This window comes from Pseudomonas sp. CJQ_9, from assembly GCF_043106615.1.
In the GTDB taxonomy this organism is placed as follows: domain Bacteria; phylum Pseudomonadota; class Gammaproteobacteria; order Pseudomonadales; family Pseudomonadaceae; genus Aquipseudomonas; species Aquipseudomonas juntendi.
This window is the reverse complement of record NZ_JBICMS010000083.1, coordinates 103,739-116,069: the sequence shown is the minus strand read 5'-3', so window position 1 is coordinate 116,069 and position 12,331 is coordinate 103,739. Positions and strand designations below refer to the sequence as shown.

At 57.9% G+C, this 12,331-nt stretch carries 8 protein-coding genes and 1 pseudogene; 1 reads left to right on the top strand and 8 read right to left on the bottom strand.

Features of this window, described 5'->3' with window-relative positions:
* Nucleotides 1-14: 14 nt before the first annotated feature.
* The 4 genes from ACF8SD_RS16620 to ACF8SD_RS16605 form a co-directional block, all read right to left on the bottom strand.
* Complete coding sequence (locus ACF8SD_RS16620; protein ID WP_392484740.1) at nt 15-1,415, bottom strand: ParB family protein; 1,401 nt, start codon at nt 1,413-1,415, stop codon at nt 15-17.
* Complete coding sequence (locus tag ACF8SD_RS16615) at nt 1,402-2,250, bottom strand: ParA family protein (RefSeq protein WP_392484739.1); 849 nt, start codon at nt 2,248-2,250, stop codon at nt 1,402-1,404. The genes ACF8SD_RS16620 and ACF8SD_RS16615 overlap by 14 nt, the downstream gene beginning before the upstream one ends.
* Nucleotides 2,251-2,261: 11 nt before the next feature.
* The gene (locus ACF8SD_RS16610; RefSeq protein WP_128610366.1) at nt 2,262-2,480 is read right to left on the bottom strand and encodes an AlpA family transcriptional regulator; all 219 of its coding nucleotides are present in this window, start codon (nt 2,478-2,480) and stop codon (nt 2,262-2,264) included.
* Nucleotides 2,481-2,924: 444 nt separating this feature from the next.
* The gene (locus ACF8SD_RS16605) at nt 2,925-3,821 is read right to left on the bottom strand and encodes a LysR family transcriptional regulator (RefSeq protein ID WP_392484738.1); all 897 of its coding nucleotides are present in this window, start codon (nt 3,819-3,821) and stop codon (nt 2,925-2,927) included.
* Nucleotides 3,822-4,370: 549 nt separating this feature from the next.
* Between ACF8SD_RS16605 and ACF8SD_RS16600 the strand changes: the two are divergent.
* Nucleotides 4,371-4,505: pseudogene (locus ACF8SD_RS16600) on the top strand (PAAR domain-containing protein); the annotation flags it as partial.
* Nucleotides 4,506-4,680: 175 nt separating this feature from the next.
* Here the strand turns inward: ACF8SD_RS16600 and imm9 are convergent.
* Genes imm9 through ACF8SD_RS16580 form a run of 4 tightly spaced genes read right to left on the bottom strand, consistent with a single transcriptional unit; the run spans nt 4,681 to nt 12,301 of the window.
* The gene (gene imm9, locus ACF8SD_RS16595; protein ID WP_392484737.1) at nt 4,681-5,157 is read right to left on the bottom strand and encodes an Imm9 family immunity protein; all 477 of its coding nucleotides are present in this window, start codon (nt 5,155-5,157) and stop codon (nt 4,681-4,683) included.
* Between the two features lie 29 nt (nt 5,158-5,186).
* Nucleotides 5,187-9,782: an RHS repeat-associated core domain-containing protein gene (locus ACF8SD_RS16590; protein WP_392484736.1), complete on the bottom strand. Its 4,596-nt coding sequence runs from the start codon at nt 9,780-9,782 to the stop codon at nt 5,187-5,189.
* Nucleotides 9,783-9,833: 51 nt separating this feature from the next.
* On the bottom strand, nt 9,834-10,265 hold the full coding sequence (locus ACF8SD_RS16585; protein ID WP_392484735.1) for a DcrB-related protein: 432 nt from the start codon (nt 10,263-10,265) through the stop codon (nt 9,834-9,836).
* A 50-nt stretch (nt 10,266-10,315) separates the two neighbouring features.
* Entirely contained in the window at nt 10,316-12,301 is a 1,986-nt protein-coding gene (locus tag ACF8SD_RS16580) for a type VI secretion system Vgr family protein (protein WP_392484824.1), read from the bottom strand.
* Nucleotides 12,302-12,331: the final 30 nt, after the last annotated feature.

Sequence of the window (12,331 nt, the reverse complement as noted above, 5' to 3'; positions counted from 1 at the left end):
TCCCTGGCGCGGGGTTAGTTGGACGTGGAAGATCTGCTATCGGCCTCCAGCTCATTCAGCCGGCGCACCAGACGCAGCAGGCGGAAAAGCTTGATCAGGCTGGTATCGCTGACCCGCTCGGGCGCGAGCAGCAATGCGCTGAATTCGTGATCACCGTTCAACAGCTGCAGAACCCCGGTATCGGGATTCTCGTCAGCGCGACAGATGAAACCCATGCCCTGGTCCGAAGGCTCGATGGCTGACGCCAGATCGGATTCGGCGGCGATCTCGGTGGCGAACTGGGCAATGAGAGCGCGCAGACATGGAGGTGAGTCCACCGAGGCATCGACATGCCAGAGGTCGGCTACAGGGAGCAGGCTTGCGCCGTTGGGCTGGTCGTCTGCCTGTTCGGCGATCAACTTGTGAATCCCTTGGACGCGGCTTTCAGAACCATCCACAGTTGGCTCAGGTTCGGGTCGTCGAGGCGAATTCTCCACAACAGGGGGAGACGGGGGAGCCAGCGGTGTCTTTGGCGCTGGAGTTCGAGCTAGTGCAATCTGGCGCTGCTCAGTCGCGTCAATGTCCAAGGCCAGGCTGTCGTAGTTGACGTTCAGCAGTTCGCTCATCTGGCCGATCAGCTCGTCCTGCAACCTGGGCAACGAGAACGTGGCCGCTTCGCCATCGAAACCCTGCAGCACCTCCTGAAACAGGGTGGGGTAGTCGGTGTCGACAGCCCGACCCGAGAGGTGCTGGTCCCACGCACGTTCGGCTGCTTTGCGCAGCACGGCCAACCTCTCGACTTGATGTCGGCCCAATCCACCATAGAGCACGCTGGGTATCGCTGGCAGCAGGAATTGCACGGCATCACGCATGCGGCTGATGTGCGACTGCTGCACGGGGTAACCGTCCAGACTGAGACGGCGCGCCAGCTCGGCTTGAGTGAGCGTGGCGCATTCTTCCCGCTCATATAACTCACGGGCTTTCTCAATACCGAGCGCCCGCTCGATAAAGGTCAGCCCACCGCGCAGTTCGTTCTCGGCGAGGTGGCCGGTCAGCGCGACGATTTCCCCACGGGCAGGCCAGGGCCGGAATAAACAGGCCACGCGAAAGAAGCGCTCGTCCTTGGTCTCGGTCCACAGTTCCCGCAAAATCGTCAGGCGCGTGTTGCCCCCGTTGCGAATAATGAAGTGCGGATCGCCCGGACGCCGGGTAATTGACGGTGGTGAGTCCAACCCGCGCTGGCGAATCGAGGCTTTGATTTCATCGAACAGTGGATTTCGTGTCACCCGCGGGTTCAGTTCGTAGGGGCGCAACTGGTCCAGTACGACAACCATGGGGGTATCTACGACCGGATCGCTCAGGGCCTCAGCGGGTGGGCCAGACCGAGGGAAGGCATCCGCCATCAGTTTGTGGGTCAGGTCATCAGCAGGCGGCATCGGCAAGCCTCCCGTGCACCAGGGCGAAGCGATCGCGCCATTGCGGGTACAGTTCGCAGGCCAGTGCGCGCATGGTGTCCAAAGCTGCAGGCGCTTGTCGGCCAGAGGGGCGCCGGTGCTCGAGTCGGTGTACGGGCAAGGCCGCTGTGGCAGCACGGGGATAGGCCTCGATGGCCGGCACGCAGGTGTCGAGCACGCTGACGCCGGGTTCGCCGGCGAGAACTTCCCGCAGTGCCATCTGCACGGCGCGAGCATTGCTCGACACCGGATGGACACGGTTGATCAGCAAGCGCATTGGCGGTGGCTCGATACCCAGATGCCGGTAGGGGGCCAGGTCCCGGACCAATTGCAGCGTGCCCCGACGCAGCTCACGGGCTGCCAGAATTTCTGGGGTGACCGGCGACAGCAGCAGGTCGGAGGCCAGGATGGCCATCTCCAGCAGCACGCTGCGGGCGCCTTGGGTGTCGATCAACAGCAGGTCGTAGTGGGGACGGAACAGCGGCAGCAGATTACGCAGTCGCAACCGCCCATCGGGTGCATGCAGGAGCAGGGTGTTCAACTGGCCTTGCGCGTCATTCGACACCACCAGGTCCAGGCCCTTGATGGTGGTCTGGCAGATCAGCTGGGAGGGCCGGCATTCGTTGTAAGCCAGCAGCTCATAACAACCGGCCGGCGCCCGAACGGGTAGGGCGTAATAGCTGGACAAGGTAGGCTGCACATCCAGGTCCAGCATCAGAACCCGCAACCCGGCGTCGGCAGCCAGCCCCCCGAGGTTGGCGGCGGTGGTGGTCTTGCCCACCCCGCCTTTGGTCGAGACGATCGCAGTCACGTGCATGACAGCGGCCCTCAGTCGCGTGGCGAAACGCGGTCGATCAGCCAGCGCTCGACTTCCAGCGAGTCCCAGCCGACGGCACGCACGCCGAGCTTGATGGGCTTGGGGAACTTACCCTGGGCAATCAGCGCATAGATGTGCGCACGCTTGAAGCCGGTTTTGCGCTCCACGTCGGGGCGGCGAAGGATGCGGTGCTCGGTGTCGAGTACCAGTGCTTGGATGGGCTGGGTCATCATTGATGCTCCTGGACGTCCGTTGACGTCGATTGAGGATGTGCCCGCATTCAGCGCCTGCCGCAGCCACTGCGCAGCAAACAATGCGGAACACGCACTCACCGGATTGATGACCGCGCCGTGCTCACAAGACGTTAAGCAGAAATCCCCTACAACTTATCCCGTTGTCTTCTGGCAGAGGCCGTCGCAATCCAGCGACGAAGGCCTATCCAGCGCCGGGTCCGAAATCGCGGCAAGACAAAAACGGATTGGTCGATACCGTGCGCCGCGTCGGTGCGGAGATCAGACGCAATGTGTCTGAAGCAGACGCAAACCATCTGAACCGCAAAGCCCCGCATTTGAAAGGCGCACCTCAAGAATCCATGCACGGATGTCGCAAGCGGTTTCATCCTGCATGCTGTATGGGTCTGTTTCAGACCGATCCTGTCCGGCCATCGCAACAACTCAGTGCGGCGCAGCCGCTATCCGCAGCGCCCGATGGATAAAGCGCGACAGCGGAGTATCGGGTTCGTACGCCGCATAGAGCAGGTGCGTTGATAACCGAACAGGCTCTCCCGCCAGCGGGCGCAGCACGATGTCTTCGGTGTCGTGCGCTTTCAGCTGAGCCGCGCAGCTCAGGCCTACGGCGTACCCCGCAGCCACCAGGGAAATCAGCATTTCCTGGCTACTGGCCTGTGCGGCCACGGTGATAGACGACTCGGTACCTGGCAGCAACGACATGACCTGCTGATGCAACCCGGATTGCAGTTCGGGATGGAACAGCACCAGAGGGCACGCTGCCAGCTCGGTCACGGGCACATGCTTGTGAACCAGCAGCGGATGCCGGGGCGGGAGGGCAACCACCAGTTCGGTCTGCCACAGCGTTTCGCTGCACAGACCATGGGGCTTGCCAGGGACACAGGCAAAGCCGACATCGAACAGGTTGTGCTGCAGGCCTTTGAGCTGTTCGGCCAGGGGGACTTCGCACAGCTGCAGGTTGATATCGGGCTCTTCTTCGCGACAGCAGGCCAAGAGCGCCGCCAAGCGCTTGGGCAGGATGCCGTCGGAGAGGGCGATACGCAGCGTCGCACGCGAACCGGCTGCAGCGGCCAATGTGCTGCTGCGTGCTTGATTGACCAGGGTGAAAATGCGCGGGGCGAATTCCGCCAGTGCTTTACCCGCGGGCGTCAGGCGTGTGCCGATGCCGGCGCCGCGTTCGAACAACGTGACGCCCAGATCGTGCTCCAGGTCGCGGATGGTACGGGAGAGCGGGGATTGTTCGATATGCAGGCGATCAGCGGCGCGGGTGAAGTGACGTTCTTCGGCGACGGCGAGGAAGCATTGCAACTGGCGCAGGTTCATCGTGTGCCTCCAGAAAACGGTAGCCACTGGAGAGGGCGGACGCGGCTTGGTCGGGCCTTGTGGGAACGGTTTCTGAGAGGGGCCTTAATAGGCGGTCTGACTACGAACATGTTGCTCCGGCTGCGATCAGTACAGGCGGATGGCTGCCTGCGGCACAGAGCATGGCATTGCGGAGCGGATGCGCTCAACGTCTCGGAGGGGCAAGAAGGATGACGATCGGCGGACCTAGGCTCGAAAAGCGAAGGTGCTGATATCTGTGTATTCGGCAGGTAGGCGGTGGTGAAGATGGCGGATCTTGGCGGCGGCCAGTTCTAAGCTGGAAGCGCACTGTAGGACCATACTCTTCTGTTTGAAGCCCATCGCCGTACCGCCTTTCATCGGCACACGAGTACTGACGTAACGACGTACAGGCCAATCAGGCTTTGATCGTAGGTCGGAGCGGCGGCAACAGACATACTGCTGGGATGTCTGTTGTTCGCCTACTCCACTTACCGAGTTGGCTCAGCTATGGACGCTGCCGTGTGAGGCGCTGGCTATCAAGCTTGCAAAGGCAACGTGGTTTTCTGTCCTCTATGCAAGGGTGAGTTCCCCATCATAGAGGGCAGTGAAAGCTACCGCGTCAACGGTGTACCCGTCGCGCTCGACGGCATGAAAACCGCTTGCGGGGCAAGCCATTGCCCATGACCATCTTGGCTGGGTGTATTTGGCTATAGCAACGCTCAGTAAAATGGAAGTTAGGTGTTGTCTGACAAACCCTGTCTCATAAAAATAACCCTTGAAATGTATAGATTTCAGATCGGCCATTTCTCTAGAGTGGCGGGCTTCCAGGTTGTACTTAACGTTATTGTCATTGTTATTGTTATTTTTGAGTTTTGCTAAACTGAATTTTCCGGCCGTGGAATGTAATTCCGATTTCAAATGCTTTGGCAATGGCGGACTTTATACTTTCTATGATGTATTCCCTTAAGTCGTCGTACCGTAGATATTCAGGTGTGATGGTGTGTGCCTTTTTTTCATCAATAGGGAAAAAGAATCCTGAGTTTTTGGGAGGAAGCCCGTATGGTGCTTGTTCTTCGTTGGGTACGGGTATAGAGATCGAAAGTTCGAGCTCCTTGTCTGATGGATATCGCCGTGTATGCTTGAAAACTCCTATGGTATTGGTGTTTCTGATTGTGACTAGTATTAGGATATTCCAGTCATTGAGATCTTCGGTGTTGATTTTTTGAAGTTCGTGTGTGATATGGTTGTTGATGGTGTGCATAATTTCAAATAAATCAATGGCGTTTTTTGTTTTTGGTGATTCATTGTGGATGGCGCATCTGATTGAAGGGTGCATGGATTTTTCTCGTAAAGTGTATTGGGGTATTATGGGCATGACTTGTGATGATATCTTTGGTCTCGCTCTCTATTGTGTGGTAGCGCTACTCCTTGGCTTCGGAGTGTTCGGACCCGCTCGGCTTCAATTTCTTTCATCTCGCCTTTTGTAATGTTAAAATGCTCGCTGACAATTTCTGCGATTGCCCCCCTAAAGTTGGGGTCTTTCTTAACTTTCCTTGCGCTGTTATGGGCTCGTCTATTTTCCCCATTAGCCATGACGTCTTCGGCTTTGCCAATCCCTGTCTTGGCATGGCCACTCTGCGGGTCGATTACATCATAGAGTACCCAGTCTCCGATAGCATCGTTACGATTTTTATGCCATCCCCAAGGGTCGATCCAAGTAATTGGATTCGGTGAGTATGTATATAGATTGGTGCCGCCCAGCAGTCCTATTGGATCGGTCTGTGTGAACCTCCCTATATCCGGATCGTAGAACCTGAAAGTGTTGTAGTGGAGCCCCGTCTCCCGGTCAAGGTATTGCCCTTGATACCGCAGATTCTGCTCTCTCTTTTGATTTCGGCTGTGCCACTCCTCCCATGTATTTCCCCAGCCCTGATAGTGGCTGCGCCACAGCGAGTTGCCTCCGGTGTCGGTAAGCTGCTCCGGTAACTCTGCCAGGTTGGTATGAAAGTGCTGAATCTCCTCCTGCCCAGGCATCCCGTCGATTCGCGCTAGCGGCTCATAGCTGTCCGGACTGGCATAGGTGTACAGGCTGTGCAACCCACTCTGTACCTCCTGCAGCAAGCGCATCCCCTGCCAGTGGAACAGCGTGCGGCAAATCGGTTCCGGATAGTCTTTCTTGTAGACTTCCTTACTAATCCGCCGGCCTAACGGGTCATAGCCGAACACAACCCGTTCGCGTTCGCCAAATCGCTCTTGTTCAACACAAACCAATCGATGCTCAGCGTCGTACTCAAAACGCTGCACCCGACTGCTACCGATACGCTTTTCGCACAAGCGCCCAAAACGGTCATAGCGATACCGTTTGTCCTGATAGACCAGTACGCGGTTGTGCTTGATGAGGCCATTGAGCTTGGGTCCGTCAAACAGGTTGCCAGCCTTGTCGTACCTGTAATTCTCGACCGGTGTCGCCTGCCAGTCAGCGCGTGACTGCTGGACGGTCTGAAGTTGTTCGTTGGGATCGTATCCATATCGATTGCTGCCCGAATAGCTCCTGCCTGTGTGGGGCAGGTTGTGGAATCGTCCAATGATCTTTTCAAGGTCGGCATGTTCATCATTTGGAGCGTTAGACATACCTCGGCGCTGGGTTTGGGTCAGCACTTCTGCGATGAGGTTGTCGCTGGCGTCATAGCGGTAGGACTTTTCCAGTAAGGGCAGCACGTCGGCAGGCGCGTCGCGGTAATGGATGGCCTTGCTGCTCAACCGGCCGTTTTTGTCGTAGCGCGTGCGGGTAACCAGGCTGCCTTGGGTGCGCAGCACTTCGTCATGCAGGGCATCGCGCTCGAAGTCGCTGATGACGCGGCCGTCCAGGTTGATCTGGTGCAGGTGTCCGCTGCCGTAATAGAGGTAGTTGAGTTCGCGTTGGTCGGGGAGGTTGAGGGTCTGCAGATTTCCCAACTCGTCGTAGCAGTATTGCAACAACCCGGCGCTGTTGGTTTCGCTCAACAATTGCCCTGCCGGGTCGTATCTGTAGTCAAGCTGCCGCTGTTCACCCTGGTTGTCGGTGAAGGTGATGGACACCAGGTTGCCGGCGGCATCGTAGCGGTAGTCGGTGGTGCCATCCTCGGTGAGCTTGCTCAGCAGGCGGCCTATGGCATCGCGTTTGAAGTCATGGCGAATGGCTTCTGTGCGTGTCGGCGGGGCGTCTTCCGTCAGGGGCGGCTGCTCCTCTGGGGATGGCACATGGGTCAGGCCGGTGACTTCGTCCAGGGCGTCGTATTCATAAAGCCTGCCACTGCCATCCAGGTCTTTCTGGGCGATCAGCCGGTTCAGTGGGTCCCAGCCGAACTGGTAGGACTCATCGTTTTCGTTGGTTAGTCGCAGCAGCCGACCGTAGGCGTCGTAAGAGAATTTGACGCTATGGCCCATGGCATCCATCCGTTCGACCATGCGTCCGCTGCGGTCGTAGCGAAACTGCAGGGTCTTTTGTGCTGGATCGATGTAGCGCGTCAGTTGGCCGGCGAGGTCGACCTCGTAGCGGTGGATGCGGCCATCGGGGCGTTCGCTTTCCAGCAGATAGCCGCGGGCGTCATAGCGCAGGTGGTTATGTTCGCCACGGGCATTGACGATTTCCGCCAGGCGGCCATGGCGGTCGTAGTGATACAGCGTCTGCTGGTTGCTGCAGTCGCGGTGGCTGAGCAACTGGCCACGGGTGTTCCAGCTCAGGTGCCGGGTCTTTTCGAGGGCGTCAGTAACCCGGGTGACGCGACCTTCGGGGTTGTATTGATACTGGGTGCGGCGGCCCAGCGGGTCCTGTTCCCACAGCATATTGCCATGAGTATCGTAGCCGTAGCGTTGGGTGCGCCCAGCCGTGCTTGTGATCTGGACCGGCAAGGCCCAGTGACGCAGATACTGGATTTGTTCGCTGCGACCCAGGGGGTCACATGTTTCAATCAAACGGCCAATGTCGTCGTAGCTATAACGCCACTCACCGCCTTGTGGGTCAATGCTCCTGATCAGTTGGCCAGCGATGATCTCCTCCTGCCAGCACTGCCCCAGGGAGTCGACGTGTTTGTATACCTCGTAGAGCGGGCCCCAATAGTAGTGATCTTCACGTCCAAGGCCGTCTGTAACGATGGTTTCGCCGTCTTCGAGGTTGTACTCGAATCGGTACTCCTCGCCGTCGCTTCCCCAGTGGCGGACCACTCTCCATTCGTGATCGGGTTGTGGTTCCAGTAAGGGCGGCAACCTGTAAGGCGTGCCGTCAGCACGTTGAGGGATGGGGCGCTTGGTGGGGACGAGAAATTTTGTCCACTCGTATTGACGAACTGAGCCGCTGGCAAGTTGATGGCTATTCAGATAGCCCTCAGCGGTGTAGGTGAAGCGGCGTACTGGCTGGCCTGTCGCGTCCAGCACTTCGTGTAACTGTCCGCTTTCAGTGTATAGGTAGCTGACCAGTAACTCGCTGCGTTCGATGGACGGTGTTTCGCCGCCCTTCAGAAATACCTGCGAAATTTTGCAGACGCGGCGAGGGTGCCTGGCTTCATAGTGCAGCTGCACCACCGTGTTGCCATATTTGTCGTAAATTAGCTGCAGTCTGCCGCGGTCGTCGTATATCAAGTCGATGACGTTGAGATTGCGGTCACCCAAGCGGATCAGTCTTGAACGAGTAGGGTTGAGCGGGTCGACATCAAAAACTTTGTAGCGCCCCTCGTGCGTATCCTCGACAACCGTCTGGCCATCTTCTAACTGGAAGAACGCCAAGCCGTCCACGACACTGACAAACGCATCGCCGGCGCTCAGGCGGCCTAGTTCCAGCCGATTGCTTTCCTCATCGACATAGACTGACAACTCGCCGCCGTCAGGATGAGGAACACGTACAAGCTCCGCTTCATAAGGAACACTCCAACCCATTCCGAAGAGGCCATTGGGACGTATGTCGTTGCTATCGTAGCCTCTCGCCCAATCAATGCCGATCAAGCCTGGCAGATTGAAATCAACATCTTCAGGGCCAAAGAGTATTTTGCTGCCAGCGGATACAAGTACCGGATTGCCCTTGAGCGAGCACGTTTGCGATTTGGGTTTCGGTATTGCTGCGCTGGTAGGGCGCCGTCGCGGTACCTTGATCCGTCTTGACAGTAGGATGCCCGCGATGATCCCCGTAAACATCGCAATCTTGCTCTTGCCATTGCGAATATCGCGTACCGTCGCTGTGCCGCCACCAATGCGTACGTTCGGTGAGACGTTTTCATTCACATCAATCTTGGCATCGCAGGTGGTTTTGTCACCTGATCGCGCAGCGGGCTGGCTGTTGATGAATACCTTGTCCGACCCTTGCGCAATATAGTTTTTGGGCGCCGGTGGATGGCGGCTGCATGAGATCTCATCCTCGCTCTTGTCTTGCGCACCGGGGTCCTTGGGTGTGGTGATGGCTGGATTGAAGACATCGCGGATCGCCATGGCCAAGCCCACCACAGATATCAGCATGGACGTCGCCGTCATGGCCATGGAACCCACATTTTCCATGATCGACGGTTCTGCCTGCTCGGTATCGGTAGCGCCTCCGCCAGGTGGTCCGGTGATTCCAGCCGCCCGGGCCGCGGGCTTGCTGTTGATAAATACCTTATCTGATCCGCTTTCGATTTTTCCGTACGGCGTGGGCCCTTGCACGCTGTTGCCCAGGTTGTCGCAGAAGCTGGATATCGCATCGCCGATGGTCTGGTTCTCACCAACCGAGAGGGTGCTCATCGCACCGACTGCCGCCCCTGCGACAATTCCGATTACGATGCCTGCTGCGCCACCAGTCGCAACGGTACCCACAACCGCCAGGCTTATGGCGGCCGCCACTGCTACTGTGGCTGCGGCATAGATGGCAGCTTCGGCGACTGCACTGACCATTTCGGCCAAGAGTGAAGGGTGTAGTATTTCATCGCCCTTTCGGGCGGCATGAGCAATCTGGGCCATAGATGTCCAATCCATGCTGTTGAAAGAGAGTTGTTTGGGGAGTTAGAGGTGTTAAGTAAATCGAAGCTCTTGTTTGATCGCCCGCCAGTGCTTGATGTCACCGCTGTTCAAAGGTTTCGGTTTACTGTAATTGAGCACCAACAAACGTTGCTGGCCTGGAATCAGGCAGGCTGCCTGAAGTTGAAAGTTAGGCTTGTCAGCGGCGACGAACTCGATTGCCATTTCGCGGGCGTCTACCGACTGTTCACCGCTACCCAGGCGTGTAACTTCTGTGGGGGTGATCGATATCATCTCGGTCCTGTTGCGCAATATCTGGAGCTGCTCTTCGATTGCCTTGTCTAGAGACTTACCTTTAGCGACCGCGCTGCGAGCGACAACTAGCGTGGTGTCCCGAGAGCGAAAGCGAAGCATGTTCAGCGTCAGATCTTCAGGTAGTTCTTCGCCCAGGTTGAGGATCAGGTCGTGAGTCAAGTATTCAGTCATTGCGCAGGGCTCTTTCAGGAGTCAATTGGGTACGTTTTAAGCGTGGGCATTTATTCAAAATGTCCATCTACATCGGCCTTGAGTGCACCGCTGTCGCGTCCATTCGCTGCGGCGCCCGCAGCCCCACCCTCCGGGTTCAGATCGAGCTTCCCGACGGATGTGTTGATCTGCCCGCTTTGCTGGCCGGTGAGGTTGAAGGTTTCGCAGGTGATGTTGAGCGTGCCGTTGGCGTGCATCTCGATCAGGGTCTTGCCGCACTTCAGGCGCAAGGTGTTGCCGGCTTCTATCTCGTAGTCGCCGGCCACGAGGTCATTCTTGCCGCCGCCGACTTTGAGCGTGTCGTTGGCCTTCACGACTCGCAGGCGATTGCGGCCAATGGCAATGGTCTCGTCCTGGCCAACCTGTTGGGTGCGATCCACACCAACCGAGAGGGACTGATTGTTGTTGACCTTGGTGTTCTGGTCCTTCTGGGCATGGATGAACACTTCCTCTTTGCCCAGCTCATCCTCGAAGCGCAGCTCGTTGAAGCCATCTCCCTTGTGGGTCTGGCTCTTGATGGTCATGCGGGTCTTGTGGTCGGGCAGGTCGTACGGCGGCAGCTGATTGCCACAGTAAGTGCGCCCGGTGATCATCGGCTGGTCGGGATCACCATTGACGTACTGGATGATCACGTCCTGGCCGATCCGCGGAATCGCCATCGCACCCCAGCTGCCCCCGGCCCATCCCTGAGAGACGCGCACCCAGCAGGAGCTGAACTCGTTGTTCTGGCTTTCACGGTCCCACGGAAAGCTGACTTTCACCCGGCCCCATTCATCGCAATAGATCTCTTCTCCCTTCGGGCCGACAACGGTGGCCATATGCGGCCCGTCAACCTGTGGCTTTTCCAGTGGAGCAGGGCGCCACTCAGTCCGGCCGGGTACCAGCACTGCGGTCTGCTCGTAGCGGGTGCTTTGATCGACGCCAACGGCTTCTTCTTGCAGACTGGTGAGCTGGCTACCCTTATGCGTGACCGATTTCACTCGCCAATGGGTGTTGAGATCGTCACGCGGATGACCTGTCAGATTGAAACTGAGGCCCGGTTGCAGGCGCACGTCATCACCCTGAACTTCCGCCAGCCGCACATCGTGGCGCAGTGCGGTAATGCGGTTTTCGGTGAACGGTTTGCCCACGGCATCGCGCTTGTAGCGGCCGGGATAATCGAAATATTCGTACTCTTTGGACTGATGTTCCAGGAAGGGTCCGGCGGCTCTATGCTCCTGGCGGTAGGCGGGGTTGGTAAAGGTGTAGTCGCGCTGAACCTGGCGAGCGGTGCGCACCTGTTCGCTGTAGCGCAAGCGCCGAAGGCAGGGTTTGGCTTGATCGCCACCGCTGTTGGCTTGGTACAGCACGCTGTTAGGGTCTACAGGCTCGCCGTCATCGTAGAAATCCTCGTCTTCATCTTCGGCCTTGATGGCGCCATGACTGATCAACCCCAGTGATTGCAGCCGATCGGTGATGATCAGCTTGTGCAGCTTTTCACTGTGCGCAAAGCGGTAGACGAAGCCTTCTTCAGCAGCCAGGCGGGCGATGAACGCCAGGTCCGTCTCACCGGCCTGAACGCAGAACTCGCGGACCTGATGATCCATGCTGGCGCGCAGTTCGTACTGGGTGATGCCCTGACGCTGGAGCATCAGCTCGAGAATTTGCGGGACAGTCTTTTGCTGAAAGATGCGCCAGTTCGAGCGCAGGTCGGCCCGGGCCAGTTGCGGCTCGACCAGCGCGTCATAGTAGGTGCGGTGAAAGCCACTTTCAGCCTGGCTGAAACGGCTGACCAGACCGTGCACGTAGCGCACCGGGCGTTCGCCGTCCCAGAGGGTGAAGAGCACGGGCTTGTCGAGCAGGTGGCCGAAGTCGACATCGTTCTCGAAGCTGATCAATTTCAGCTCCAACTTGAAGGGCATGCTGACGCCCTCGCGGAGTTCGAACGACACCACTTCGAATTCAGCTTTGCCAACCAGTGGCTGGAAGCTGTAACGCAAATCAGATTGGCTAGGCATAAGCAATCCTTGTCCGCCGTCTGAGTTGAC

Excerpts from the sequence above, each read along its gene's own strand:
- ACF8SD_RS16620 (WP_392484740.1), bottom strand. The coding sequence starts at position 1,415 with ATGCCGCCTGCTGATGACCTGACCCACAAACTGATGGCGGATGCCTTC.
- ACF8SD_RS16615 (WP_392484739.1), bottom strand. The coding sequence starts at position 2,250 with ATGCACGTGACTGCGATCGTCTCGACCAAAGGCGGGGTGGGCAAGACC.
- ACF8SD_RS16610 (WP_128610366.1), bottom strand. The coding sequence starts at position 2,480 with ATGACCCAGCCCATCCAAGCACTGGTACTCGACACCGAGCACCGCATC.
- ACF8SD_RS16605 (WP_392484738.1), bottom strand. The coding sequence starts at position 3,821 with ATGAACCTGCGCCAGTTGCAATGCTTCCTCGCCGTCGCCGAAGAACGT.
- imm9 (WP_392484737.1), bottom strand. The coding sequence starts at position 5,157 with ATGCACCCTTCAATCAGATGCGCCATCCACAATGAATCACCAAAAACA.
- ACF8SD_RS16590 (WP_392484736.1), bottom strand. The coding sequence starts at position 9,782 with ATGGCCCAGATTGCTCATGCCGCCCGAAAGGGCGATGAAATACTACAC.
- ACF8SD_RS16585 (WP_392484735.1), bottom strand. The coding sequence starts at position 10,265 with ATGACTGAATACTTGACTCACGACCTGATCCTCAACCTGGGCGAAGAA.
- ACF8SD_RS16580 (WP_392484824.1), bottom strand. The coding sequence starts at position 12,301 with ATGCCTAGCCAATCTGATTTGCGTTACAGCTTCCAGCCACTGGTTGGC.